The organism is Pedobacter sp. NJ-S-72, from assembly GCF_053890575.1.
The window spans coordinates 2,195,251-2,220,129 of record NZ_CM132681.1 but is presented as its reverse complement, the minus strand read 5'-3'; the positions used below and the strand labels follow the sequence as shown (position 1 = coordinate 2,220,129).

Below are 24,879 nucleotides of genomic sequence, written 5' to 3'. Positions count from 1 at the left end.
AGGGATTACTGAAATAAAGTGGACAAAAATGTATAGTTTTTGGTACAATACCATTTTGTTTGTTTTTTTTACATAAACAATATATATGTGTATAAATAATATTAAATAATGTAATTGCTGGATCGTAAACCAATTTTAAAATGAATAGAGGCTATTTTTGGTATGTCTTTTGTAATTGTGTTCATATATAAACCGAAAAACATAAACACTATGAGTAGCAACGATTTTAATTTTCGACTTTACAGTTACAAGGATTCTTTACAGTCATTCGCTATTTCTTTCACAAGAGATATGGAGGATGCAAATGATCTGGTACAGGATACGATGTTAAAAGCCATTAATTACTCCAATCATTTTAAGGAGGGCACAAATTTCAAAGCCTGGTTATTTACTATAATGAAGAATACGTTCATTAATAATTACCGCAGGACAACCAGAACCAATTTGATTATGACAGTGACTGATGATGAGATTACTTCTGATAAATTGCATTATAGTGCCTCGGTAAATGACAGTGATGGAAAATTTGTTATGGAAGATATATATAAAGCCCTTGACAAATTACAGCCAGAATATTATACTCCTTTTCTTAAATACTTCGAAGGTTTTAAATATCATGAAATCGCTGATCAGTTGGACATTCCAATTGGAACTGTTAAAACAAGAATACATATTGCAAGACAGCTGCTGAAAAAAAGCCTGAAAATGCATAGTGATAATTTTATGCGTAAGAACGGTTAAATCCAAATACCCTCTGGATTCAAAAGATTTGCTAAACAGCAAAAATAAAAGCAGCAATACCCTTGCTGCTTTTATTTTTTTTTTGATTACAATTGTGTATTCATTTTTAAATTGCTTACCCTCTTTATGAAATTATCAAGGTTGGATGCCCATCACAAATTGTATCTCTCATTAATAGTTGCCCTAATTGTTTTCTTATGCTGTTATGGGAGAATGGCAGCCTCCATACAATTCATTTTAGTTAGTCTGGATCGGCTATGCGATAACGCAATTAGGTATTTCATGGGCGACCATATTTTATGTACATCCTATTGAAATGAAGAAAAAATCTCAAAAGTGCAGGATAATAACCGCACACTGATTTTTATTTTTGTTCTGGTTGCAGCACTGATAAGTCTGTTTGTTGTTATTCTCTTGCTAAAATCAACTCAGCAGCTTACTGGAAATGCACTCACTTTACATATTATTTTATCGATAACAGCTGTCATGTGCGCATGGGCATTGGTGCATACAATATTCGTATTCCGATATGCCCATCTTTATTATGAGACTAAAGGCAAGACTTCCGTTAAATCTGTCAGTGGAGAGGCTAATACTGAAAAATTAGTTACTGATACCAAAGACAATGTTCAGCCAAAATATAAAGAAGGTTTAGAATTTCCAGAAGAAAAAACTCCTGACTACCTTGATTTTACTTATTTCTCATTTGTAATCGGAATGACTTTCCAGGTTTCAGATGTAGAAATCAGTTCAAAGAGAATCCGTCGTCTTGCCTTAATGCATAGTTTGGTCTCTTTTGCTTTTAATACAGTAATCGTTGCACTGAGCATTAATATCATTTCGGGACTAATGACGAAATAATAACCTATATATAGGTTATAAAATCTCCGGAACATACTCCGGAGATTTTTTTGGTAATAATTATTGGATTTGTATCGTGTTTGTTTTTAAGAGAGTTTATTAATTAGAATGGAATGTTATATTAATTGTATTTCTAGTCAATTAATAGTTAATAAGATATTGTTTTAATTTTTTTGAGATGTTTTTTTTGGTTAAAATTAATAAAAAACTAATTTTAAGTAGTTAATCCATTGTTAACCTTGACTTAATGCACGATATTTACCTTCGTGCGGCTTTTAATTCAGAAAGCTAAATCATTAAAAAAACAAAACGGGATTTGCATAAGCAGAAGGTCATCTTAACTCAGCATAAATTTATGCAATGAGCACAAACCTGTGCGACAGGCACAGCGCCCTGCAAGCCCCAATCCAAACACAAAACAATCCTTATGAAAAAAACATTACTCTTATTATTAATGCTAATGACTACGGTCTGGGCTGGTCAATCGGTTTTTGCCCAGGGTATTACTACAGCTTCCATTAATGGTGTTGTAACAGATGGAAAAGCTCCGATACCGGGAGCGACCGTAGTACTGACCCATATGCCAACCGGAACTGTTTATGCAGTTGAAACCCGTGGTAACGGACGTTACAATTTGATCAACGTTAAAATTGGCGGGCCTTACACGCTGAAAATATCGTATATCGGTTTTAAACAATACGTTCAAAGTAACCTGACGCTTTCAATTGGTCAGGATCAGGCGATTAACGTCAAAATGGATGATAGTGCAACTGATTTGAAAGAAGTAAAAGTAGTAGGCACGCAGGGTAAGGTTATGAACTCTTCCCGTACTGGTGCAAGAGAGACTATTACGCGCGCTCAGATTGATGCTCTACCAACGATTAACAGATCTTTGGCAGACTTTACTAAACTAACTCCTTCAGCAAGTACAACAAGTGCGATGAGTTTCGGTGGAAGAAGCAGTACTTTCAATAATATTACAGTTGATGGTGCTTTGTTTAACAATTCTTTTGGTCTTTCAGGTACTTTAGGGGGACAGGCGAATTCACAGCCAATTTCTCTGGATGCAATTGATCAGATACAGGTTGATCTGGCTCCTTACGATGTACGTCAGGGATTCTTTACCGGAGCTGGTGTAAACACAGTGATTAAATCGGGTACAAATGATATTAAAGGCTCTGTTTACTATTATGGTCGGGGTACTGGTTTAACTGGTTATAAAGCGGGTACTTCTGAAGTTACTAAAGTTCCTTTTGATTATAATACAAGAGGCTTGAGTATTGGCGGGCCAATCATTAAAAACAAATTATTCTTTTTCGTATCCGGTGAACAGGAACGTATCAGTAACCCGGGGACTACGTTTGTTGCTTCAAGACCAGGTGTTAGTGGTGGAACGGTTTCAAAGGCAGACGCGGCAACTTTAGATGCTATAGCTAACGCTTTGCAAACCAGGTATGGTTATAATCCAGGGCCATATGAAAATTATAGTTATAAAACACAGAGTGATAAGATCACAGTTAAGTTAGACTGGAATATCGATAAAAACAATACTTTAAGTGCTAAGTATTTTTACCTTAAATCATTCAAAAACCAACCTCCTAATAGTGCAGGCGGAATTATTAATGATAAAGTTGGTGTGGGATCAACGCGTGGTGCTGGTCCTGGTTCTCTGCCATTCTTTGGCGCAGGCTATACGATCAACAATAATTTTAATATCGGAATGCTGGAACTGAACAGTAAAATCAGTAATACAATTTCTAATAAACTAACAGTTGGTTATTCTGCTTTACGCGATTTCCGTGAACCATTGTCAGCTAAAAATGTACCGATGGTAGATATTGATAATGGGGTAACTGATGCGACCGGGAAAATTATTACTGCTCCAAGTGGTGTTTTAACAAGTTTTGGATATGAGCTTTACACTGCGGGTAACTTGTTGAGTTCAAATATCGGGCAGCTTTCAGATGATTTAACAATTTTTGCTGGTAAACATGAGGTTACAATTGGAACAAGTAATCAATCTCAGAGCTTTCTAAATGGATTTGCACCTAATTATAACGGTTTATATACTTATAATTCGGCTTCTGATTTTATCAATAATCTTCCTGCTGCATCTTATAATTACCGTAATGCTGCGAATGGCGGGGATTTGCCCCTGGTTAAGATAAAATCATATAATTTTAGTTTGTATGCACAGGATAAATTCCGTGTAAGAGACAATTTTGTACTGACTTATGGTTTAAGGGCTGATTATAATTATTATCCTACTAAACTTGATCCGAACCCTAATGCTGCGGCTTTAACTTTTCAGCAGGGTATACAGGTTGATGTATCTAAATTACCTAAAAGCAGGATCCAGTTATCACCACGTGTAGGTTTTAACTGGGGACGTTAAAGGTGATCATACAACACAGATTCGTGGAGGTACAGGATTATTCGCAGGTTTAACACCATTTGTATGGATCTCTAACCAGGCATCAAATACTGGAACATTATTTAGCTCTGGTACTGTTAACGGAACCAAAACACCTAATGATCCGCGTCTGATCTATAATCCGGATGTAAATGGTAATCGTCCAACGGGTGCAGTTGCAGCAAATACTTCTTATGAATTAGATGTTACAGATCCTAATTTGAAGTATCCAAAAATCTGGAGAACTAATCTTGCGATTGATCAGCAATTGCCATTCGGTATTATTGGTACTTTAGAAGGATCTTATACTAAAGATATCAATGCTATTTATCATCAGAACCTTGTTCTTCCTGACAGTTATACTACTTTACCAGGTGTAGAAGGCCAGATCCGTTATACCTCTAATAACAGAACATCAAACAATGGTGCCCCAGTAAGTGTTACTAATCCAAATATTACTGGTTATACTACCTGACCAACACAAATAAAGGTTATTCTTATTTTGTTACTGCACAGTTACAGAAAAGCTTCCTGAATGGGTTTTATGCGAATATCGCCTACACACATACGGGTTCTAAAGACGTAAATGACGGTGGATCTACAGCCAGTATTATCTGGGCAGGAAGACCAACAACAGGTAACCCTAACGATCAGAGTTTATCAAATAGTACCTATGTAATGCCTAATCGCTTTATCGCTTCATTGGCTTACAGAAAAGAATATCATAAAAACTATGCGACTTCTATAGGTTTATTCTTTGAGTCTGCTAATAATGGTGCAGTGTCTTATATCACCAGTGGTGACCCTAATAATGATGGCGCTGCAAATGATTTGATGTTCGTGCCCAAAAGTAAAGGTGATATTAATTTAGTTGCTGATTTTGTGGGTGATACCAGAACTCCTGACCAGATTTGGAACCAATTGAATACATTTATCAATCAGGATAAATATCTGAGCCAGCACGAGGTGAATTCACTAAAAGAAATGGAGTGATTTTACCTTATTTTCAGCGTGCTGATCTGAACATTACTCAAGACTTTTTTGTGAAATCTGGTAAAACAAGAAGCCAGAAAAATACGATAAGAGTTGAATTTAATATCATCAACCTTGGTAATTTCTTAAACCGTAACTGGGGCTTATATGAAAATTCATACAATGGATTTAATACAGGTTCAGTAGCTGTTCTTAAATACCAGGGCGTTGATGCGAATGGTAAAGCAAATTATTCATTCCCTTACCTGGATAAGGATAATTTAATTCCAGTAACCAATTCTACTAAAGTAAATACTGACCAGGTTTCCCGCTGGCAGGCGCAAATAGGAGTAAGATATATCTTCAACTAGATTTTAAGACTCTTAAGAAAAACAGGCTATCGTCAAAAGATAGCCTGTTTTTTTTTAACAGCTTGTTTTTGCGGGCAATTAACTAAGTTTACGTAAGTAAAAATAACCTGTTTAACATACCTTATGGAAAATTCAGAACCTAAGATACTTTTCTTTGACATCGGTGGCGTATTGCTAACCAACGGCTGGGGACACGATTCGCGTAAACTGGCCGCAGAAAGATTCGGTCTCAATTATGATGAGCTGAATACATTACACAATTACATTTTTAACGTTTTTGAAATCGGGAATATTACGCTTGATGAATATCTGGATACGGTTGTTTTTAACCATCCAAGAGATTTCACAAGAGAGGATTTTAAAGAGTTTGTTTATTCCAGATCAAAAGAACTTCCGGGTTTGTTACAGTGGATGAAAGAATGGAAAAGAGACTGTGGTTTCCGTATAATTTCTATCAATAATGAAGGTAAGGAATTGAATACTTACAGAGTGAAGAAATTCAAGCTGCATGAATGTTTTGATGCTTTCGTATCTTCTTGTGACGTAAAGATGCGTAAGCCTGATCCAAATATCTTTTTGCTGGCTTTAGGTATCGCACAGGCCAGACCAGACAGAGCAATGCTATTATTTTGATGACAGGATTTTCAGACAGGATCTTTCAGGTCGAAACTGCAAAAAGCCTTGGGATGCATGCTTACCACCATACGAGTTTTGAGGAGACGAAAGCGATCCTTGAAAAGATTAAAGTGGATATTGCTAAACCACAATAACTAAACCGGATTGGTTTCTACAATACCTTTGACCAGGCTTTTCCATTGTGGATAAGAAAGGCCGATTTTTGCGGTCCAGCCAACAAGGGTATTTCTTATATGATCAGTTAGATGCGAGGTGTCTGTATTGGGCACCTCATTTCTTCCATGCTCTTCTGCAGAAACAATCCTGCCGGATTGTTTAACCTGAAAAGTTGAGGTCGCATGCTGGGTAAAGAAATGTGCAATAGCTGGATCTTGCTGTGTTGGATTTGCTGATGGTCTGGCTTGTAAGGTTATTACTGCCGATGAATTATTAATTTCTTCATTTACTTTCTCTACACGTACCCAGTCGAAGCCGTCTCCGGTATAAGTTCCGGGCCCGGGGGAATATTTATCTTTAGATAATCACCTTCTTCGGCTTCCCTGATTACTTCCTGGCCATTTGCATCTGTTAAGGTAAAAGTTGACAAAGGGACTTTGCAAATTTCTGCCCAGCAGGATATATTTAATAACCTGTTTTTTGCAATCTGATAGAATGCTTTAGCTTCTTCAATAGAAGGGAGTTCAGTTTTTGCTGTGGTATCCAGCTGACCTCCTTCTTGTTGCTCCGGGATTTGGTTCTTCATTGCTTTTTTCTTCATTAACGATTAAGCAATAAGAATTGTTTCAGAATTTATTTGACCACCCAATATCCAACGGCCAGCCAGATTAGCCCTTTCACGAGAAAGAACAGAAAACCCCAAACCCCCATACGTCGAATCCACTTGAGGATGATGTCCTTTTTTGAGTCCTTTTTATCCTTGTCCATGATGCTATAAAAATAAACAAAAAATTAAAAAGAGTGATTGTGAAAATCTTTTGACTCTTTTTTGTCATATAAACGTTTAGTGTCTTATTTATTTTTTTTGATAAACTTTATGGCATAACCGTTGTTCTTTAGTTGACAAATCACCATTATTATGAAAGATCAAATTAAAATTCAAGCTACCAGCGGCAAGATTAATGAAGTAGGCGTTTTTACAGGAGATAAACTGCAACAACAAGAAAATGTTGCACCAGTTTCTTTTAAAAGCCTTGGAAATGTAAAGAGAACTATGCCAGTTGGAATGCAAAAGAAAATCAATCCAAGACTTTTGATTTTGTAGTTGTTTGATCTAAATATAGGGTTCTCATTAAGTAGTAATAGAGAAGGGAAAAAAGGAGTTTCAAAAAAGAGGCTCCTTTTTTATGGGATAATGTTTCTAAATAGAAATGAGATTTCCCGCTTTCCATTCAGACTTCTACTTTTGTCCCAAACTAACAATTACATGTCAAAGACAAAACTTACAATCAATAATAATGGATCTGTAAAGATCGAAGGCGATTTCGAAATTGTTGACAGAAATGGCAATGTATACGGTCTGCAAGGCAGAGAAGTATTATCGATTTGCCGTTGCGGAATGTCAAAAAACAAACCTTTTTGCGATGGTGCACATAATGGTCATTTTGAGCATGAAGCTGTTGCATTTGATCTTCCTCCTAAAAAAGTTTAAGGAATTTAGAAACAACCTCATAAAGAAGCCGCTTCAAACAAGATTAAAGCGGCTTCTTTTATTTATTAAGGAGTTGCAAAACTACTTTTGCAGCTCTCTGATCCAGATATTACGATAGCTGACCGGTTCACTTTTATCTCCATGAGATTGAAGCTTGATTGGAAGTGGGCCGTGAGCACTTTTGTAAGATGCTACACCAATATATTGCGTTGGGCCTTTCAATTCAAAATTATTCTGAACCAATACACCATTATACAATACGGTTACTTTGGCTGGTGTATTCACTGTGCTATCAGCCTTAAAGGTTGGGGCAGTCCAGATCACATCATAGGTTTGCCATTCTCCCGGCTTACGCGATGGATTAACCAGCGGAGTAGTTTGCTTGTAAATACTTCCTGCCATGCCGTTAGTGTAGGTGTTATTATCATAAGAATCCAGAATCTGTAACTCATAACCCAGGTCACCTTTTCCCATTGAAGCAAGGAAAAGACCACTATTACCGCGCAATTGTCCTGTTCCGGTTATATCTTTTGGCACTTGCCATTCAATATGCAATTGATAGTTACCAAAAGATTGTTTAGTTTCAATATTGCCTGTTTTCTTATTAACGGTCAGCTGACCACCTGCAACAGTCCATTTTGCGGGTTGTGTTCTGTCATCGGTCATTACCCATTGATCAAGGTTTTTGCCGTCAAACAGAATGATCGCATCAGAAGGGGCTTCCGTTATTATTTTTCCCGGAGTAACTTTTTGGGGAACTGGAGTATAGAATTCTGTATCCTCATGTTTAGCCTGGGCATTTGCGTTTGCCAGCCCTAATCCTGTGATCAGAACAGAGGTAATAATTGCTTTGTGTAAATACATGTTATAACGATTTAGATTACTGTTAGATTTGTTTTGATGGATGAATATAGAGAATTATTGTTTGTTTGGCCTTTCATCACGAAGATGTTGCCTGATTAGGTTTTCATGCACGATATTTATGGTTAGGTGTTTACGGCTATTTGTTTTTTATAAGAGGAGGGCGTACAATTATATTTTGATTTAAACACAGTGGAGAAATAAGTAGGGGATGAAAAGCCTACTTTGTAAGTGATTTCAGAAATGGAAAAGTCTTCATTAATTAAAAGATATTTGGCTTTTTTAAGCCTTCTGTTTAAAATGTAATCATTAATTGTGCAGTCAAGCAGAACTTTTGTTTTTCGATATAACTGAATTCTGGATATACCCAACGCTATCGCTATGTCGTCTACATTAAACTTATCATTGGCTATATTCTGTTCAATTATACTGGTAAAATCGCTTAGGAATTTTTTGTCGGATCTGCTTAATACCATTGTGTTATTTTCTGCAGGACTTTCACTCATAAACTTTCTTTTTAGTAATTTCCTGTTCCAAAGCAGATTCTTTACACTTTCTTTAAGTAATATCAAGTTGAATGGCTTAGTCATATAAAGATCTGCCATTTGTTTAATCTCGCTTATTTTATGCTCTTCATTACCATCAGCTGCTAAGATGATAACAGGTATATGAGAAGTCCTGATATCATTTTTGAGTGCAGGGGTAATCTGAATGGTTGATTTCTCAGTTAAAGTTATATCAGTAAGAATTAGATCAGGAATCATTTCATAAGCTAATTTCAGACCCTGAGAGTTGCTGTTGGCAGTAAAGACTTCATAATCTTCTTTAAAGCTGTTTTTTAGATATTCAAGCAGCTCTTCATTTTCTTCAATAATCAGTAGAGACTCTTCATTGATATACCCGTCTTGTTCATTGCCCTGCAGATCAGGAGAGCTGTCCTGCAGGATTTCTGCGGTATATTGATTTAAATGATCAGGACTTATAGTGAAATCACTGATTGCTTCCTGGTTTTTAGGAATAGTGTATTCCTGCTCTAAAGGTAGTATAATATGAAAGATGGTTCCGTTTCCTTTTTTACTTTGAATACTTATAGTGCCCTGATGTAATTCGGTAATCTCTTTTGATAAAGAAAGACCAAGACCTGAACCAAAAAAACTGCCTTTGTCTGCCTGGTAAAATAACTCGAAAACATGTTTAACTTCTTCTTCGGTCATTCCATTACCGTTATCTGATACTGTGATCTCCAGTACCTGATCAGTAAGGTTTTTATGAAGCCCGATTACTATTTTTCCATGTTCAGGACTAAACTTGATAGCATTAGATAATAAATTAAACAACACTTTATCAAACATGTTTCTATCAAACCAAACCATGATTTCTTTATCAGAACATGATAGCTTTAATTCGATGTTTTTTCTTAAAGCAAGTGCTTTAAATGAGGATATAATATCTTTTGAGAAAGCAACGAAATCCTGACAGGTCAGGTCGATTTCATTTTATTTTATCATATTCTATCTTTCTGAAATCGGTTAGCTGATTAACCATCAGTAATAGCCTTTGTACATTTCTATGAATTAGATTCAGCTGATGTTTAGGTGCATTTGATGAGTTTTTGCTGTCTAATAGCTCATCCAATGGGAGCAGGATCAAGGTAAGCGGAACCCTGAAGGCATTAGAAATGTGCGTAAAGAAACTGAATTTTGCTTCTGCAGTTGCCTGGGTTGCTGTTGATAATGCAATCAATTCTTCTTTTTGTCTCAGGCTTTCATTGTTTTTGAGCTCTAATTCTTTGCTTTTTTTTATAGTTCTGGTACAGCAGGTAACAGGCGATAAGAGCAAAGGTGATTGCTAGTATTAATGCTGTAACCAGGAAATTCAAACTATCCTGCTGCACACTGCGCATTGGCTTCTCTAACAGGGAAGCTGAATTTGTTCTTTTTTCTGGTGAACATCCGAAGACGAAAATGCTTGTCATCATTATTGAAGTATAGAAGTATAGATGAAGAGCATAACTCTCTTTTGGTCTGCTTGCATAGGTTAAGGTAGGTAGTGATAAGCTGATAACAATATATATATAATTTTTTTTGTCATACTGTATTCAATACACTATGTCCGGCGAATAATTAATGAATTTATCATTATTGTATTCGTCGCTAAAATGTTACAATTTCTAAATAAATAAGCTAAAGCTCAAGCGCTTTAGCTTATTTGAATTTAATTAACGGTATTAATTTGTTGTTTTATAGATGTTTGTGTTTTTATTTGATGATAAATTGATTTTAGTTTGAATTGATACAGAATCAATAACAAGGGAAATTATTTACGCATATATTGCTTTGACTAACCAGTCCAGACTGGCTTGTAATATTACAAATTCAAATTGTCCATTGTCTCCTTCAAAACGTAAAACAAAAACCAGAAAGCTTTCTCAATCAAAATAAACTAAACCAAATAATTATGAACGAGTCTTTACCAAAAAAAAAAAAAAGTTTGTCTTTTTAGACAAGCTTAAATCTCAGCTGTTGCAAAGAACAATATTTTGTTGTCTTGCTTTACTCAGCATTAATTTATCAGCATATGCACAATCAGTAGTAAAAGGTGTGATATCTGATAACGAAAAGAACACCTTAATAGGTGTTACAATCTCAGTTACCGGTACGAACGTAAGAGCAATGACCGATGCCAATGGTAAGTATGCTATTAATGTACCTGCGACGGGAAAATCGCTGACTTTCAGTTATGTTGGTTTGCAATCACAAACAATAGATATCAATAGCAGGGCTACAATCAACATTACGTTATCATCAGGAACTGATCTTGAGGCTGTAACGATTGTAGGTTATGGAGCTGTAAAAAAGAGCGATCTGACTGGTGCTGCAACGACGATTTCTGCTAAGGATTTCAATAAAGGACCGCTAATTGCACCCGATCAGCTTATCCAGGGAAAGGTTGCAGGTGTGCAGATGATTAATAACAGCGGGCAGCCAGGTGGGGCTTCTACGGTTAGATCAGGGGGAATACGGCAGTAACAGGTACAGGACAACCTTTATATGTAGTTGATGGTGTTGCCCTTGATGGCAGGTCGGCCAGGCCTACTGGTAATGGGGGGACTGCTACAGCTCCAGGAACGAATAACCTGACTGCTTCTGGTACTTCTGCTCAGGGAAATCCACTGAACTTTATTAATCCGGCTGATATCGAATCCATGGAAATTTTAAAAGACGCTTCCGCTACTGCAATTTACGGTTCAAGAGCTGCATATGGAGTAGTTTTAATTACTACAAAAAAAGGAAAGAGCGGTGAAGTTAAAATTGATGTAGGTGCTTCTGCGGGTGTAAGTACGCTGGCACGTACGCTTAAGACATTGGATGGTAATGAGTTCCGTAGTGCTTTAAAGCAATATGGATTGACAGCTAATGATTATGGCGATAATGTAGATGCAATGAAATCGATTATGCGTACTGGCTACAATCAGAACTATTCTGTTGCAGTTAGCGGAGGAAATGAGATGGAAATGTTTTTCGTGTTTCTTTAGGTTATCAAAATCAGCAGGGTATTATCAAAAAGACTGATTTTAAAAAATACAGTGGCGCATTTAACGGGAATTTCAAATTTTTGGAGAGTAAGAAATTAGGATTGGATATCAATCTGATCAGTAGTCAGTATTTAGAGAATCTTGCTCCGATTTCTACGGATGCGGGGTTCACAGGTAGTTTAATTGGTCAGGCTTTATCATGGAATCCAACACGGTCTATGTATAATGCGGATGGATCTGTATTTGTTGAAAAGAATTCAACAACAATTAATCCAATGGCGATGTTAGAGGCTTCAAGTGATAAAACTAAAGTTTCAACTATTCTTGGAAGTGTTTCACCTTATTATAAAATTACACCCTGGTTAGAGTTCAGAATGCTGGCTAGTATAAATTATAGCACGGGTATCAGAAGGGCTTCTACGCGTAGTTTTCTTAACCTGACCGGTGTAGAGGCAAAGGATGATTTTCCTGGAGTGTGGCCAGTTATTCCAATTCTGAACTGATTACGCAGCAATTCACCAATACGCTTACTTTTAATAAGGAAATAGCGAGTAAGCTTAATCTGAATGCAATTATTGGTTATGAATTTAATAACTACACTAATAAAGGACAAAATATGACCGGCAGAGGATTTGGTGATGCAGCAGTTGATTATACTGATATATTCCACGCTATTGAACCTGCAAACCGTACGGTAAATTCTTATAATGATCCGGTTTCTCAATTGCAGTCTTATTTTGCGAGAGCGATTTTTAATTATGATAATAAATATTTACTGACAGCAACGTTCAGGGCAGATGGTTCTACCAAATTTGGTTCGAATAATCGTTATGGATATTTTCCTTCGTTTGCGGCTGCCTGGAATATTAAAAATGAAACCTTCATGGCTGATGTTTCCTGGTTAAATCAACTGAAACTAAGAGCAGGGTACGGAAAGACTGGTAATCAGGAGTTTCCGTCAGGAGCATCATCTCAACAACGTTTCGATTATGTTTTTATAGGTGGTAAACGAACACTTGTTGCAGTAAATAATAGAAATCCGGACTTAAAATGGCAAGAAGACGAACAAACCAACTTAGGCGTAGATTTTGGCTTGTTTGGTAACAAGATTACTGGATCTGTGGATTATTTTAATAAAAAAAAAAACTGGACTTTTATTTCCTCAAAACCCAGTATCACCAACAAATCCGGGCGTAGTAGCCTCATGGGTTAATTTACCTGGTACAATCAGTAATAAAGGAATCGAACTTACATTAAATGCAAATATTATTGATAAGCCAGATGTCTCTCTATCTTTAGGTGGTAATGCTACTTTTATTAAAAATAAAGTAGAAACTCTGGAAGGTATTATTAAAACTGGTTCATTGAGCGGACAAGGATTAAGCGGGGTAACCTTAGAAGTTCTTCAACAAGGATTGCCATTATTTGCCATGGTAACCAGGGAATATACTGGTTTGAATGCTGGCGGACAATCAATCTCAGTATACTGATGAAGGCTATAAATATTATTACCTGGGGAATCCGAATCCAAGTGTCATCTTAGGTTTTAGTGCTAATTTCAGATACAAGAAAGTAACTTTTGGTGCAAACTTCAATGGATCATTAGGTCAGAAAATTTACAACAACACAGCGAATTCAGTATTGCCAATCTCTAATCTTGGCATTGGTAGAAATATTGCTGCTAATTTGCTGAATTCACCAATTCAGGAATCTTTAGCCAATCCGATTGCTGCATCTTCCAGGTATATTGAGAATGGTAGTTATGTGAAACTGGCTAATGCCACAATCGGTTATTCGATTGGTAATGTAGGTAAGGTGATCAAAGGGATGAACATTTTTGTAAATGGACAAAACTTATTTATAATTACTAAATACACTGGTTTTGATCCGGAAGTAAACGTGGATAAAAGCGTGAATGGTGTGCCTTCGGCTGGTATTGAATACATTCCTTATCCTAGTTCAAGAACATTCAATTTTTTGGAGTTAATTTCTCTCTTTAACTAATTATGATCAACATGAAAAATAAATATATAATTACTTTTTTTGCATTAGCAATAGCTATTTCAGGCTGTACAAAACTGAAAGAGGATATAGGTGGCCAGATTGGTAATGAAGGGGTGAATTCCGGGAACGTTGCCGATTTGCTAAATGGAAGTTACACCGCTATGCGTAATCCATACCAGGGACCCTGGGGCTGGTGGTCATTACAGGAATTTCCTTCTGACGAGGCTATTGTGCCTACGCGGGCTGGTGACTGGGATGATAATGGTGCATGGCGTGCATTACATTTACACAGGTGGGAGGCAGATCATTCCCGTATCTCTGATACATACAGAGATTTACATGGGGTAAATTATGCAGCAACAAATGTGCTGGCTTTTAGTCCTTCACCGGTACAGGCTGCAGAAGCAAGATTTGTTCGTGCTTTCGCTCAGTTCTCTGTTCTGGATGGTTGGGGGCAGGTTGCCTATCGTGATCCGGGTGAATCAGTTATTACGAACTCAAGAGTCAGAAAGGCTCCTGAAGAAATTGATTACCTGATTTCAGAATTGACAGCTATCATTCCTACTCTGACCGATGGACCTAATTATTTTGCAAATAAAGATGCGGCAAAAATGCTGTTGATGAAGTGTTACCTGAATAAGGGTGCATTTTTAAATCGTATGGTTCCAACTTTTGATCCTGCAGATATGGCAAAAGTAATCACCCTTGCAGATGAAATTATCAATTCTGGCAAATATCAGCTGACGGCAAAATATTTTGACAATTTTGCGCCAACTAATGACAAACTATCAAAAGAGAATATATTCACTTCCAGAAATGTTGGTGGCTCTGATGCGGGTGCTGTAAAAGATATGTGGGTACCTCCATTGCATTATAATCAAAATCCAAGTGGTTATAATGGATTCTCTACTTTGTCTGATTTTTATAAGAAATTTGAAGCTGCTGATCAGCGTATTGGTGGAACATATGCTGGGATGACAAATGTTTTCTGGTGTTAAAGTTGGTTTTTTAATTGGTCAGCAATATGATCAGACTGGCGCGATCATTAAAGACAGACGTGGTAATAACCTGATTTTTACGCCCGAAGTAAGTAATATTGAAACTGATGCAAATCACCTGGAGGTTGCTGGGATCCGCGTAATCAAATATCCGATTGATTATGTCAATGCTTCAACCGGTAAGGCAGAAAATGACTGGGTTTATTACAGATATTCAGATGTATTATTGATGAAGGCTGAGGCTCAGTTAAGAACTGGGCAGACTGGCAGCGCATTAACGCTTGTCAACTCACTTAGAACAGTAAGGGGAGCTACTGCTTTTGGAAGTTTAACACTGGACAATTTACTGGATGAACGCGGACGTGAGTTTTTCTGGGAAGGTGTAAGAAGACAAGATTTGATTCGTTTTGGTAAATTCTTAACTCCATGGCAAGAAAAACCAACAGATAATCCAAGAAGCGTGTTGTTCCCTATACCAGATAATCAGCTGGGAAATACGAACTATACTCAGAATCCTGGTTATTAATTAAATTATTAAATATAATGTAAAAGGTTAATCTGCGCTAAGCAGGTTAACCTGTTTTTTGTGGCAGATAAATTAACATTCAGTTATAATTTAATAGATTTTTAATTACTTTAGTGTTAAACGAAAAAAAATAATATTGAAAATGATTTTAAGCTCAAAGAGTTCCCGGAATATCATAGTAACTGCCTTGTTTTTAGGCTTTAGTTTGTTTTGTAATGCGCAGGAACTATCGAGAGTAAATTTCAAAATCTTGCCGCAAACAGCGGCGATAAATTCCATCGTTTTTACAATTGGTGAACTGAGTTTGCAGTTCGACCCGAAAGCTAATACGTTATCCCTGGTCAACCGTGGAAGTAAAAGAGTTCCGGAATGGAGTGATTATTTGGATGAAGAGTATTATGATGGATTTGACGATGGCGGAAAAAAAGGCAAACTCAAATCAATCGGAGGTGTTTAAATGATTATTTCGATGTTTTTGATGGGGAAAGAAATGGTAAAGTCAAATCTTTTGGTGGTATCAGGGTTGATTATTACGATGTCTTCGATGGAGAAAGAAGAGGTAAAATCAAATTAATTGGCAGTAACACTATTGGCTATTATGATGTCTTTGATGGGGATAGGAGAGGTAAACTCAAATCATTCGGTAAGATTGGAATTGGCTATTATGATGTTTTTTTTTCCGGTGCCGGGAAAAATGGTAAGGTAAGTTCGATAGGGGCAGTCAGAATTGATTACCATGATAATTTTAGCCCTCCTGCCAAATCTGGTAAAATCAAATCAATTAAAGGCAACACTCCGGATTTGTACGTAACTATTGACAGGGGAAACAGGTTGTATTCAGATCTTGATGATTAACTAATCTTCTACAGTTTGATTAATTCATTCCGCAGGGCAAATAAGACTAATCCTGTACGTGATTTAATTTCAAATTTCTGAAATAACGATTCTCTGTAATTATCAATAGTATGCGGGCTGAGATTCATTTTATCGGCAATTTCTTTATAAGTGAACTCTGAACAGCAGTGTTCCAGAAATTTACGTTCATTTGCAGAGATTTCCTGCAGCAGGTTTTTTTTGAGGAACTATTTTCTTGTAAAGATCTGATTAACTTGCCCGAAACCAGGTTATTCATAAAATAACCATGTATTGCGATGGTTTTAATTGCAATAATTAAATCGGAGGTTTTAGATTCTTTTAATAAATATCCACCAGCTCCGTTTTTGAGCATTTCTATAATAGGTTTATCCTCATCGTACATGCTTAAGGCCAGGACCTTGATTTGAGGATAATTGCTGGTGAGCCATTTAGTGGATTCATAACCATCCATTTTAGGCATATTGATATCCATTAATATCACTTGTGGCAGCATATCATTATTCAGCATTGCGATCATTTCCTGTCCGTTGGAAGCATCAAAAAGAATATCAATTTCATCTGATTCTTCTAACAGGCTAATCATTCCTTTTCTAAATAAAGTATGATCATCAACAATTGCAATAGCTATCTTTTTATCTTCCATATCTGAGCGCGGCTTCAACAGCGCCTAAATTTATAAATTAAAAATGTCTATTGCTGTTTTTTGAAAAAACAATTTAGCTGTATGGTATCGAAATATGAATCTCAGTACCCGTACCAGGACTAGAATTAATGATGAAGTTTCCATCCATCATCGATGTCCTTTTTTGAAGATTGGATAGGCCTAAACCGTCACTTGCCTTTAGTTTTTGCTCCAGAAGAAACCCTTTACCATTATCCCTGACAAGAAGAGATAAATAATCTTTGGTTTGGTTAATCGTGATTTTGATTATGCTTGCCTGTGCATGCCGGAGAATATTACTTAATATTTCCTGGAATAGCCGGAACATGATTAACTCTTTATCGGCATGTTCCGGAATGGAATGCGTAGTGTTGTCCTCAAACTGAACCTCATAAGCCAGACCTTTTTTTAGCCAGTCCAGCTCGTATGCAATAGAATGTCCCAGACTTTTTTTGATCAGTTCCTGTCCGCTCATCTTTTTTGAAAGCTGACGCAGTTCTTTAATTGCACGATGGGTCAGTTCTGCTGCGGTGTTAATCTTTTCCTCTCTTAAATGATCAGCTTTAATAGAGCTTAACGTCATGCTTGTCAGACTCAGTAACTGTCCGATATTATCATGCAGGTCACTCGCTATAGTCTGGAGGATATGTTCCTGCACTTCTACCTGACTCTTTAGTAATTCCAGTTCAAATGTTTTCTTTAAAGCCTTTTTTTCTTCAAGATGTCTGGCCTTTTTTTTATTGTATAAAAAGATATAAATAATCAAAAAAAGAGGGGCAATCAGGAAAATGAATGTGATTATGGCAATCAGTAAGATTAATTCCTTTGACGATATCTGCATATAAAAGCGTAAGACCAACAACTATATAAAAGTACATTCAGAATATTAAAAGTAACATATCTCGTAGATAAACTTATCGAAACTGGCCTTTTCCTGCAAAAGGTAGTCAAAAAATATATTACACGCAGTGCTGCCAAAATAGAAAAATAAAATACCATTAACTACCCAGAAAGGTGGATAAGTTTCCAATTTCCTGAAATGCTCATCTTTTAGGATAAGCATGTAATAGTATAAGCTTGCGATGACAAAAATAACCGACATAAAAGCAGCGGTTTTATAGGCGAAATTGCTAAAATTATTATTGAATAGCTCCAGAGTAAATACTAAAATAAATAAACCTAACCAGCTGTACAGCTGGCTAGGTTTGTGATGGTATTTCTTGTATAAATGATAAAAAAAAACAACTTACCACTGTACATTCAACCACCAGGAAACAGGTATAGAGAGCGTAATTCGGTTTGTGTTCAAGGCGTAGACTAATCCCGGCCATTTCTACGGTACATACCAGGAAAAGATAAATTATGAAAGATCTCCAGTATATATTTTTGTCTCTGTACAGGCAAAAAATGCTGATCAGTCAGTAAAAAAAGGAGCTCTGTAATAGTATTTACAGTAAAAAACTGATGCATATTATCTCTTTAACGTATCAGTTAGCAATGTTGCTCCAATTGACATACAGTTTGAAGGTGGCGGACATAATTCACCTCTGTTCTCAGGAACGAAAGTTACGATAAAACCTGGTTTTTTTGTTTTTACTGTTTTTTTTTACTTCATTTTCCTGATTAACATTGTTCCCGTAATAATCGAAATGCAGAATCCCTTCATCAGATTTAACTGGTCTGGTCGAAACCATTAACAGGGTATTGTATCCCCAGTATTTTTTTGGCGGTATAGGTGTCTGTCTACCAATTAAGGTGGTATCGTACTTTTTATTATAGGTAATCATATAGAAGCGTACGCCATCTCCTTTTTCATTTTCAAGCTGATCAAGCATTTGTTGTAATCTTTGTTTACTAAACCAAACACAGCGTGTATCTGGTTTTTTAGGCGCTTTTGCTCTTACTTCTTCTTCTGTCTGATCTACATAACCAGCATGAGGTGCATAATTTTTAACATATTCTCTTGCAGTATTTACGTCAACTAAAACTGAATCGGGTATAGTTACATCTTTGCTGGCAGGCTCTATAGCAGCAGTTTCTTTTTGCTGACATGCAGCTACACCTACAGCAATTAATGCAGTAAATAGAATAGGGAATTTTAATTTCATAATATGGGCGTTTTTTTAAGCTAACCTAGGTAAATTATTTCTTGTGGCAAACTCCATTTTACCTTTTAATAAAGCTAAAATGCTGAACCCGAAAAGCTGTTTTCACCCTGTTATTTTTAATCTGCCGAATGGATATTTGGCTTATATACTGTTCTTAAAAAATCATAATTTGTTATGTGTACGCAAGGTGTTATTCAACTCATTGGAAAACCAGTAAATGAAAAGCAGGTAGCTGTTTCATTTAATTTATTGCCCGGGTCTGATCCCGGAGCTATGGGCTGTTTTCTTTCTATTTGGGAAGGTTCCCGTACGCTGCCGTCCTCAGATGCATTGCAGACCAGGAAAATAACTAGTGGTGAACTTTTTGGTGAGCATATATTTGATCAGCTTTCCATTGGAAAGAAGAATTATATAATTGGATTGGGCATTGACAAGGGGAGGGCAACAGAAACTATTGTAGCCACTCTCTCTTTAGCAATCTCAGCGGTGTTTAATCAGCCCCTTCCTACCGTGTGCAGTAATATCACCGTAAATTCAGATAATATCGGCACTGATTTTCTAATCGCGCATTTTGTAAGTCCATGCTGCAATCAGGTAAAGGCAAATAAAAAATGGATTGCGTTGTTCCAGGGTGAATTCGGCCCCGGTATTTACGACGGAACAAACATGATTGCAACAAGTAAAGCTGCTCCTTATCAATACTCAGGGAGTATCATTATGAAAAATATACCAAAAGGACTGGTTCGTTTTGAAACCTATACTTTGATTTTTGGACAGGGGCTGGATAAATCTGGTAATCTTGATTATACTAAGTTAATAAGCAGTTTGTACACATTCATTGTTTGGAGATCCAAAATTTATATCGGCACCTCTGCCACCAGCCCTTTTTTAGCCCCTTCACCTATTTTGTTTAATACTATATAAATTATTTATTATGGACGTGGAAACATCCCTTCGTTTTCTTCTGATCTTATTTCTTTTAATCCCGCAAAATGTAAGTACCTGTGAGTATCATCATCAGCCTGTAAAAACATTCCAGGTTATTAAATGAGGTCTTTGAAATAATTTACCTAAATTTCAAGCCGTCTCTATCAAGAGCATTTTTTATGATGAATATTAACGAACTTCAACTCAGAACCGTCAATGTAACGCGTTATGTTACACCATTGCGCGAAGGAGGATCTATGCCTGCTATTGCAGAGGCCGACGATGATTTTCTGTATGTCCTTAAGTTTCGCGGTGCGGGACAGGGCGTAAAGGCACTAATTGCAGAGATTATTGGTGGTGAAATTGCACGTGCCCTTGGATTTAAAATACCCGAAATTGTATTGGCTAACCTGGATGAGGCCTTTGGCCGTACAGAACCAGATGAAGAAATACAGGATCTGTTAAAAGCCAGCGTAGGACTTAATCTTGCTTTGCATTACCTGTCTGGCGCGATTACATTTGATCCTACAGTTACAACTATAGATGCAAAACTTGCTTCACAGATCGTTTGGCTTGATTGTCTGTTGACCAATATGGATCGTACTGGCCGTAATACCAATATGCTGATCTGGCATAAAGAACTTTGGCTGATTGATCATGGAGCTTCTCTCTATTTCCATCATTCCTGGCAAAACTGGGAAGAACAGGCGCAGCGGCCATTTACTTTGATCAAAGATCATGTGTTGCTACCCTGGGCTTCAGAACTGGAAGCCGTGGATGCAGAGTTCAGCCCGGTTATAACTAAAGAGTTGATTCAGTCTATAGTAAATCTGATCCCCGCGGAGTGGTTATGCGAAGAACGCACCTTTAACTCGGCCGAAGAACATCGCAATGCTTATGCCCGGTTTTTAGAGCTAAGAATTGCCAATTCAGAAATTTTTGTAAAAGAAGCACAAAATGCAAGACAGTCACTTATTTGAGTATGCGGTAATTCGCGTTGTACCAAGGGTGGAACGTGAAGAATTTATGAATGTCGGAGTTATTCTTTACTGTGCTAAACAGAAATTTTTGCAGGCAGAGATTGTATTAAACAAAGAAAAACTAAGTGTTTTTTCTAAAACTACAGCTATAGAAGAAATCGAAAATAACCTGCAGGCTTTAAAAAGAATCTGTGCTGGTGGAAAGGAAAGCGGACCTATTGGTCAGTTAGATCTTGCATCGAGGTTTCGCTGGCTTACTGCGATGCGGAGTACGGTACTCCAAACATCAAGGGTGCATCCTGGATTTTGTAAGGATGCCAGTGAAAAATTGAAGTTGCTGCTTGAAGAACAGGTGCTTTAAGAAAGCTGATTTGCCAGAAATAATAGTATCAATTCATAAAAAAAAAAGGCCCCTTTCAAGATTTATCTCTTGAATGGGGCCTCGATGTTTTTGATGAGAATTACTTATTTCTTATCATTAATCTGTTGTTGAGCTTCTCCGATAAGTTTCACAGAAGCATCATCATGCTGTTGCTGACGTACTGTTTTAATTTGATCGAGAACACTGGTAATTACCGGGGCAGCCCCCTGCGACTTGTATTTAATTCCAAATTCTTTTAATGCATTGATACCCTGCCCGGAATACTCCGGACTTTTAACACGGGCAGTCATGATCGCAAAGTCTTTAAGCATGTCGAATTTTGATTGTGCATCGCTTTCCTGAAAGTTTTTATAAACGTAAGGCCATTCTGCATCACCACCATTTTGTGCGTAAACAGTAGTCATCGCTTTTGTTAATTCACCTTTATTGTCTTTTTCAAAAGATTTAGCCATAGCCAATGCTTCGGCAGGTTTTAAAATTGACATTGCAAATAATGATGCACCCTGAACTGCATAGGATGTGCTTTTTAAGCCTTCAGTGAAAATTGGTAATTGTTGTACTGCGTCTTTGGTAACACTGATAATCTTTATTGCTTCGGCTTTTGCAAGATTGTTATCGTCTGTTTTTGCTATTTTGAGGATTAGCGGTATTGCTGGTGTTATCAATGCAATATTATTTGGATCAATACTGTTCATAGCTTTCATACGCAATCCATAATATTTGTCCTGTAAAGCAGCTAATAAAATTTGTTGTGCAACAGGGTCTTTTTGTTGCGCAACAGCTGCGTCGATCGCTTCCAGTCTGTCCATATATAATGGAGCATGCTGATATTGGAACAATAAATCTATAATTGTCTTGTGATCTGTTTTTTTACTTAGCGTAATTTTATCAGCATCAACATTAACCAGTTTAGGTTGTGCAGCTAATTTAAAAGTAAGCGTATCCGATTTGCTTCGCATCCATATTTGATGACGTTCTTTCTGAGTGCCATTATAGATATCTACTGCCATTGGCAATTGGAATGCTTTTCCTTCTTCTTGTGTTTGATTCAGGTAAACAGTCTGTGTTTTGGCCGCTTCATCCCATTTGTATTTAATATCCAGTAACGGGTGACCGGCACTATAATACCATTGATTGAAAAACCAGTTTAAATCCTTACCACTTGCTTCTTCCATGGCTAAACGCAGCTGCTGTGCTTCGCCATTTTTGAATGCATTTGTTTTTAGATAAATATTCAATCCTTTAAAAAATACAGGTGCAGTGAGGTAATTACGAAGCATATTCAAAATACGGCCACCTTTTTTGTAAGACACAGCGTCAAACATATCCTGGGCAGCGTGGTAATGAAAACGAACAAGGTTTTTCGTCGCATTTGCCGGGTCTTCCAGATAAGTCAGCATAGCTTCATTATTGTGTTCATCCCCGTATCCTGTCCATATTTATGTTCTGCCCATAGCGTTTCACTAAAATCAGCAAATGACTCATTTACGGTAAGATTACTCCAGCTTTCAGCGGTAACATAATCTCCAAACCACTGATGAAAAAAGCTCGTGGACAATAGTGCTTCTTCCTTTATCATAATATCTGTCAGCCAGTTCACGTGTTGTTCCCTGTACATAAGCGCCATGTAGTGTTGCAGTGGTATTTTCCATTGCACCGCTTACATAATCACGTACTACAATCTGTGAATACTTGTTCCATGGATAATCTACACCTAAAGTCTTTGAATAGAACTCAATTGCCTCAGGAGTAAAGCTAAATATATCCTTGGCATAAGGTGCGTAAGCAGGCTCCAGATAATAACTAACCTCTTTATCACGCCATTTATCCTTGTAAATTTTAAAATCACCCACAGCCATCATAAACAAATAAGGAGAATGTGGTAATTCCATTTTCCAGGTATCTGTTCTGGTGCCATCGGAATTTTTTTTCTGTGAAGCCAGTCTGCCATTTGATAAAGTCACATATTTACCCGGTACAGTCATGCTGATTTCATCTGTAGTTTTCTGATTTGTTCTGTCAATTGTAGGGAACCAGGCCGAAGAACTTTCCAGTTCACCCTGTGTCCAGATTTGTACTGGTTTACCTTTTTCTGTGCTATCAGGATTGATGAAATAAAGTCCTTTGGCATCCGTTATAGCTTCGCCAGCCTCTATTTTCAACTCATCCGGCTTTGCTGTATAATCTATATATATGGTATAATTTTCCGTATTCTGATAAGTCTTATCCAGTTTAATCGCCAGTGAAAGATTATCATAGGTATATTTAAGCGGAATATTTTTGCCATTTTTTACTACAGCAACAGTCTTGATATCCATACCTTTTGCATCCAGTCTTAAACTGTCAGTAGCATAAATATGAGGTTTAATGGTTACCCATTCTTTTCCATATAAATAACGCTTTTTATAGTCAAACTTAACATCCAGCTTTGTATGGATCAAATCATTGATCTTTTCAGCACTGCCCCTGTAAATTTTCAATAAAGGGTCTTCAGTTTTTTGCTGTGCAAACGCTGGAAGCGCTACCGCAGTAGCGATATAAAACATCGTCTGCAAGACAGCACGCTTATAAATTCTTGGTTTTATAATCATTTTAAAATCTTCTAAAATATGGCTGTAAATCTAAGCTGAAAATCATAAAGTCCATTAATATTTTTGGTAAAGAGTCGAATACAATAGCTTTAACTCATTGTATTGTAATAAACAAAGTAATTCCTTTGTTTATTAAGCTCATTACTTATCTTTGTTACCTGCTTTGTCCACCCAGCCATCCGAAAGCTGCCGATAAAGTTTTTAAACTGAATAATGATGGAAAAAGATGATTTGATGCTCGAACAACTGGCAAACCGTGAATACGAATTTGGCTTTGTTACAGCGATTGATATGGATATTTCTGAAGTCGGACTCAACGAAGATACTGTGAAGTTTATTTCTGCAAAAAAGAATGAACCCCAATGGTTACTCGATTGGCGTATGAAGGGTTTCAAGGCTTTCCAGAAGCAAGAAATGCCGCAATGGCAAAACTTCAAAATGCCCGCCCGAAATTGACTTTCAGTCTATTTCTTATTATGCCGCACCCAAACAGCAGGCTAAATATGCATCGCTGGATGAAGTAGACCCTGAATTGCTGCGTACTTTTGAGAAATTAGGTATCCCGATGTCAGAACAGAAACAACTGGCAGGAGTTGCTGTGGATGTTGTATTTGATAGTGTATCGGTAACTACCACCTATAAAAAAACATTTAAACGAGCTGGGAATTATATTTTGTTCTATCAGCGATGCTGTTAAAGAGCACCCTGAACTGATACAGAAATACCTGGGTTCAGTTGTTCCCCATACTGATAACGTTTTTGCCTCTTTAAATACCGCTGTATTCTCT

Annotated in this window: 37 protein-coding genes and 1 pseudogene; 26 read left to right on the top strand and 12 right to left on the bottom strand. The window is 37.0% G+C overall.

The features are described 5' to 3' along the window. Positions 1 to 210: 210 nt before the first annotated feature. The 8 genes from ACWYN3_RS14895 to ACWYN3_RS14860 all read left to right on the top strand — a co-directional run bounded on the left by ACWYN3_RS14895 (position 211) and on the right by ACWYN3_RS14860 (position 6,128). Positions 211 to 741, top strand: a complete 531-nt coding sequence (locus ACWYN3_RS14895; RefSeq protein ID WP_456221843.1) for an RNA polymerase sigma factor — start codon at positions 211 to 213, stop codon at positions 739 to 741. Between the two features lie 336 nt (positions 742 to 1,077). Then, entirely contained in the window at positions 1,078 to 1,602 is a 525-nt protein-coding gene (locus tag ACWYN3_RS14890; protein WP_456221842.1) for a DUF1345 domain-containing protein, read from the top strand. 427 nt (positions 1,603 to 2,029) lie between these two features. Then, the gene (locus ACWYN3_RS14885; protein ID WP_456221841.1) at positions 2,030 to 3,997 is read left to right on the top strand and encodes an outer membrane beta-barrel protein; all 1,968 of its coding nucleotides are present in this window, start codon (positions 2,030 to 2,032) and stop codon (positions 3,995 to 3,997) included. Between the two features lie 238 nt (positions 3,998 to 4,235). After that, complete coding sequence (locus ACWYN3_RS14880) at positions 4,236 to 4,490, top strand: hypothetical protein (RefSeq protein ID WP_456221840.1); 255 nt, start codon at positions 4,236 to 4,238, stop codon at positions 4,488 to 4,490. 203 nt (positions 4,491 to 4,693) lie between these two features. After that, a complete protein-coding gene (locus ACWYN3_RS14875; RefSeq protein WP_456221839.1) occupies positions 4,694 to 5,008 on the top strand; it encodes a hypothetical protein in 315 nt (104 codons plus the stop codon). Further along, positions 5,005 to 5,358, top strand: a complete 354-nt coding sequence (locus ACWYN3_RS14870) for a hypothetical protein (RefSeq protein WP_456221838.1) — start codon at positions 5,005 to 5,007, stop codon at positions 5,356 to 5,358. The genes ACWYN3_RS14875 and ACWYN3_RS14870 overlap by 4 nt, the downstream gene beginning before the upstream one ends. 123 nt (positions 5,359 to 5,481) lie before the next feature. Beyond that, positions 5,482 to 5,991, top strand: coding sequence for an HAD family hydrolase (locus ACWYN3_RS14865; protein ID WP_456221837.1), 510 nt, complete (start codon positions 5,482 to 5,484; stop codon positions 5,989 to 5,991). Next, complete coding sequence (locus ACWYN3_RS14860) at positions 5,991 to 6,128, top strand: hypothetical protein (protein ID WP_456221836.1); 138 nt, start codon at positions 5,991 to 5,993, stop codon at positions 6,126 to 6,128. Before ACWYN3_RS14865 ends, ACWYN3_RS14860 begins: the two co-directional genes overlap by 1 nt. Here the strand turns inward: ACWYN3_RS14860 and ACWYN3_RS14855 are convergent, their stop codons facing one another. Both ACWYN3_RS14855 and ACWYN3_RS14850 read right to left on the bottom strand, forming a co-directional pair. Further along, positions 6,129 to 6,263, bottom strand: coding sequence for a hypothetical protein (locus tag ACWYN3_RS14855; protein ID WP_456221835.1), 135 nt, complete (start codon positions 6,261 to 6,263; stop codon positions 6,129 to 6,131). Between the two features lie 182 nt (positions 6,264 to 6,445). Continuing rightward, on the bottom strand, positions 6,446 to 6,736 hold the full coding sequence (locus tag ACWYN3_RS14850; protein ID WP_456221834.1) for a hypothetical protein: 291 nt from the start codon (positions 6,734 to 6,736) through the stop codon (positions 6,446 to 6,448). Between the two features lie 333 nt (positions 6,737 to 7,069). On the opposite strand from ACWYN3_RS14850, the gene ACWYN3_RS14845 reads away from it, so the two are divergent. Further along, complete coding sequence (locus ACWYN3_RS14845) at positions 7,070 to 7,255, top strand: hypothetical protein (protein ID WP_456221833.1); 186 nt, start codon at positions 7,070 to 7,072, stop codon at positions 7,253 to 7,255. Positions 7,256 to 7,417: 162 nt separating this feature from the next. Further along, positions 7,418 to 7,642, top strand: coding sequence for a CDGSH iron-sulfur domain-containing protein (locus ACWYN3_RS14840; protein WP_456221832.1), 225 nt, complete (start codon positions 7,418 to 7,420; stop codon positions 7,640 to 7,642). An 81-nt stretch (positions 7,643 to 7,723) separates the two neighbouring features. Here ACWYN3_RS14840 and ACWYN3_RS14835 read toward each other — a convergent pair whose 3' ends face one another. From ACWYN3_RS14835 to ACWYN3_RS14825, 3 genes are all read right to left on the bottom strand, one after another. After that, positions 7,724 to 8,506 (bottom strand): 3-keto-disaccharide hydrolase, encoded by a 783-nt coding sequence (locus tag ACWYN3_RS14835; RefSeq protein ID WP_456221831.1) that lies wholly within the window; start codon positions 8,504 to 8,506, stop codon positions 7,724 to 7,726. Positions 8,507 to 8,628: 122 nt separating this feature from the next. After that, on the bottom strand, positions 8,629 to 9,855 hold the full coding sequence (locus tag ACWYN3_RS14830; protein WP_456221830.1) for a hybrid sensor histidine kinase/response regulator transcription factor: 1,227 nt from the start codon (positions 9,853 to 9,855) through the stop codon (positions 8,629 to 8,631). Between the two features lie 139 nt (positions 9,856 to 9,994). Continuing rightward, complete coding sequence (locus ACWYN3_RS14825; RefSeq protein ID WP_456221829.1) at positions 9,995 to 10,342, bottom strand: histidine kinase dimerization/phospho-acceptor domain-containing protein; 348 nt, start codon at positions 10,340 to 10,342, stop codon at positions 9,995 to 9,997. 2 nt (positions 10,343 to 10,344) lie between these two features. On the opposite strand from ACWYN3_RS14825, the gene ACWYN3_RS14820 reads away from it, so the two are divergent. From ACWYN3_RS14820 to ACWYN3_RS14775, 10 genes are all read left to right on the top strand, one after another. Further along, the gene (locus ACWYN3_RS14820; RefSeq protein WP_456221828.1) at positions 10,345 to 10,494 is read left to right on the top strand and encodes a hypothetical protein; all 150 of its coding nucleotides are present in this window, start codon (positions 10,345 to 10,347) and stop codon (positions 10,492 to 10,494) included. Positions 10,495 to 11,025: 531 nt separating this feature from the next. Continuing rightward, a complete protein-coding gene (locus ACWYN3_RS14815; protein WP_456221827.1) occupies positions 11,026 to 11,532 on the top strand; it encodes a carboxypeptidase-like regulatory domain-containing protein in 507 nt (168 codons plus the stop codon). Beyond that, positions 11,511 to 12,038 carry a TonB-dependent receptor plug domain-containing protein gene (locus ACWYN3_RS14810; protein WP_456223023.1) on the top strand — a complete coding sequence of 176 codons (528 nt, stop codon included), beginning with the start codon at positions 11,511 to 11,513 and terminating at the stop codon, positions 12,036 to 12,038. Before ACWYN3_RS14815 ends, ACWYN3_RS14810 begins: the two co-directional genes overlap by 22 nt. Positions 12,039 to 12,118: 80 nt before the next feature. Continuing rightward, positions 12,119 to 12,541 carry a hypothetical protein gene (locus tag ACWYN3_RS14805; RefSeq protein WP_456221826.1) on the top strand — a complete coding sequence of 141 codons (423 nt, stop codon included), beginning with the start codon at positions 12,119 to 12,121 and terminating at the stop codon, positions 12,539 to 12,541. Beyond that, positions 12,514 to 13,251 (top strand): TonB-dependent receptor domain-containing protein, encoded by a 738-nt coding sequence (locus ACWYN3_RS14800; protein WP_456221825.1) that lies wholly within the window; start codon positions 12,514 to 12,516, stop codon positions 13,249 to 13,251. The genes ACWYN3_RS14805 and ACWYN3_RS14800 overlap by 28 nt, the downstream gene beginning before the upstream one ends. Further along, a complete protein-coding gene (locus ACWYN3_RS14795; protein ID WP_456223361.1) occupies positions 13,136 to 13,528 on the top strand; it encodes a hypothetical protein in 393 nt (130 codons plus the stop codon). The genes ACWYN3_RS14800 and ACWYN3_RS14795 overlap by 116 nt, the downstream gene beginning before the upstream one ends. Next, on the top strand, positions 13,497 to 14,042 hold the full coding sequence (locus ACWYN3_RS14790; RefSeq protein WP_456221824.1) for a hypothetical protein: 546 nt from the start codon (positions 13,497 to 13,499) through the stop codon (positions 14,040 to 14,042). The genes ACWYN3_RS14795 and ACWYN3_RS14790 overlap by 32 nt, the downstream gene beginning before the upstream one ends. 11 nt (positions 14,043 to 14,053) lie before the next feature. Continuing rightward, positions 14,054 to 15,040, top strand: a complete 987-nt coding sequence (locus tag ACWYN3_RS14785; RefSeq protein ID WP_456221823.1) for a hypothetical protein — start codon at positions 14,054 to 14,056, stop codon at positions 15,038 to 15,040. Then, positions 15,024 to 15,566, top strand: a complete 543-nt coding sequence (locus ACWYN3_RS14780) for a RagB/SusD family nutrient uptake outer membrane protein (RefSeq protein ID WP_456221822.1) — start codon at positions 15,024 to 15,026, stop codon at positions 15,564 to 15,566. The genes ACWYN3_RS14785 and ACWYN3_RS14780 overlap by 17 nt, the downstream gene beginning before the upstream one ends. Before the next feature lie 142 nt (positions 15,567 to 15,708). Continuing rightward, positions 15,709 to 16,023, top strand: a complete 315-nt coding sequence (locus ACWYN3_RS14775) for a hypothetical protein (protein ID WP_456221821.1) — start codon at positions 15,709 to 15,711, stop codon at positions 16,021 to 16,023. 406 nt (positions 16,024 to 16,429) lie between these two features. Here ACWYN3_RS14775 and ACWYN3_RS14770 read toward each other — a convergent pair whose 3' ends face one another. The 4 genes from ACWYN3_RS14770 to ACWYN3_RS14755 form a co-directional block, all read right to left on the bottom strand. Beyond that, positions 16,430 to 16,561: a LuxR C-terminal-related transcriptional regulator gene (locus ACWYN3_RS14770; RefSeq protein ID WP_456223022.1), complete on the bottom strand. Its 132-nt coding sequence runs from the start codon at positions 16,559 to 16,561 to the stop codon at positions 16,430 to 16,432. Next, on the bottom strand, positions 16,546 to 17,085 hold the full coding sequence (locus ACWYN3_RS14765) for a response regulator (protein ID WP_456221820.1): 540 nt from the start codon (positions 17,083 to 17,085) through the stop codon (positions 16,546 to 16,548). Before ACWYN3_RS14765 ends, ACWYN3_RS14770 begins: the two co-directional genes overlap by 16 nt. 73 nt (positions 17,086 to 17,158) lie before the next feature. After that, positions 17,159 to 17,944: a sensor histidine kinase gene (locus ACWYN3_RS14760; RefSeq protein WP_456221819.1), complete on the bottom strand. Its 786-nt coding sequence runs from the start codon at positions 17,942 to 17,944 to the stop codon at positions 17,159 to 17,161. A gap of 712 nt (positions 17,945 to 18,656) precedes the next feature. Continuing rightward, positions 18,657 to 19,211, bottom strand: coding sequence for a hypothetical protein (locus ACWYN3_RS14755; protein WP_456221818.1), 555 nt, complete (start codon positions 19,209 to 19,211; stop codon positions 18,657 to 18,659). Between the two features lie 174 nt (positions 19,212 to 19,385). Between ACWYN3_RS14755 and ACWYN3_RS14750 the strand changes: the two genes are divergently transcribed. The 3 genes from ACWYN3_RS14750 to ACWYN3_RS14740 all read left to right on the top strand — a co-directional run bounded on the left by ACWYN3_RS14750 (position 19,386) and on the right by ACWYN3_RS14740 (position 21,479). Then, the gene (locus ACWYN3_RS14750; protein WP_456221817.1) at positions 19,386 to 20,135 is read left to right on the top strand and encodes a hypothetical protein; all 750 of its coding nucleotides are present in this window, start codon (positions 19,386 to 19,388) and stop codon (positions 20,133 to 20,135) included. A gap of 185 nt (positions 20,136 to 20,320) precedes the next feature. After that, the gene (locus ACWYN3_RS14745) at positions 20,321 to 21,118 is read left to right on the top strand and encodes a HipA family kinase (protein ID WP_456223021.1); all 798 of its coding nucleotides are present in this window, start codon (positions 20,321 to 20,323) and stop codon (positions 21,116 to 21,118) included. After that, entirely contained in the window at positions 21,096 to 21,479 is a 384-nt protein-coding gene (locus ACWYN3_RS14740) for a DUF3037 domain-containing protein (RefSeq protein ID WP_456221816.1), read from the top strand. The genes ACWYN3_RS14745 and ACWYN3_RS14740 overlap by 23 nt, the downstream gene beginning before the upstream one ends. A gap of 104 nt (positions 21,480 to 21,583) precedes the next feature. Here ACWYN3_RS14740 and ACWYN3_RS14735 read toward each other — a convergent pair whose 3' ends face one another. Genes ACWYN3_RS14735 through ACWYN3_RS14725 form a run of 3 tightly spaced genes read right to left on the bottom strand, consistent with a single transcriptional unit; the run spans position 21,584 to position 24,091 of the window. Continuing rightward, a complete protein-coding gene (locus ACWYN3_RS14735; RefSeq protein WP_456221815.1) occupies positions 21,584 to 22,900 on the bottom strand; it encodes a M1 family metallopeptidase in 1,317 nt (438 codons plus the stop codon). Beyond that, positions 22,894 to 23,079: a M1 family aminopeptidase gene (locus ACWYN3_RS14730; protein WP_456221814.1), complete on the bottom strand. Its 186-nt coding sequence runs from the start codon at positions 23,077 to 23,079 to the stop codon at positions 22,894 to 22,896. Before ACWYN3_RS14730 ends, ACWYN3_RS14735 begins: the two co-directional genes overlap by 7 nt. After that, entirely contained in the window at positions 23,009 to 24,091 is a 1,083-nt protein-coding gene (locus ACWYN3_RS14725; RefSeq protein WP_456221813.1) for a M1 family metallopeptidase, read from the bottom strand. The genes ACWYN3_RS14730 and ACWYN3_RS14725 overlap by 71 nt, the downstream gene beginning before the upstream one ends. A 213-nt stretch (positions 24,092 to 24,304) precedes the next feature. Between ACWYN3_RS14725 and ACWYN3_RS14720 the strand changes: the two genes are divergently transcribed. The 3 genes and pseudogenes from ACWYN3_RS14720 to ACWYN3_RS14710 all read left to right on the top strand — a co-directional run. Further along, complete coding sequence (locus ACWYN3_RS14720; RefSeq protein WP_456221812.1) at positions 24,305 to 24,547, top strand: hypothetical protein; 243 nt, start codon at positions 24,305 to 24,307, stop codon at positions 24,545 to 24,547. A gap of 76 nt (positions 24,548 to 24,623) precedes the next feature. Beyond that, positions 24,624 to 24,788, top strand: a complete 165-nt coding sequence (locus ACWYN3_RS14715; RefSeq protein WP_456221811.1) for a hypothetical protein — start codon at positions 24,624 to 24,626, stop codon at positions 24,786 to 24,788. Next, a pseudogene (locus ACWYN3_RS14710) lies at positions 24,730 to 24,858 on the top strand (hypothetical protein); the annotation flags it as partial. The gene ACWYN3_RS14715 and the pseudogene ACWYN3_RS14710, both read left to right, overlap by 59 nt. Positions 24,859 to 24,879 lie beyond the last annotated feature (21 nt).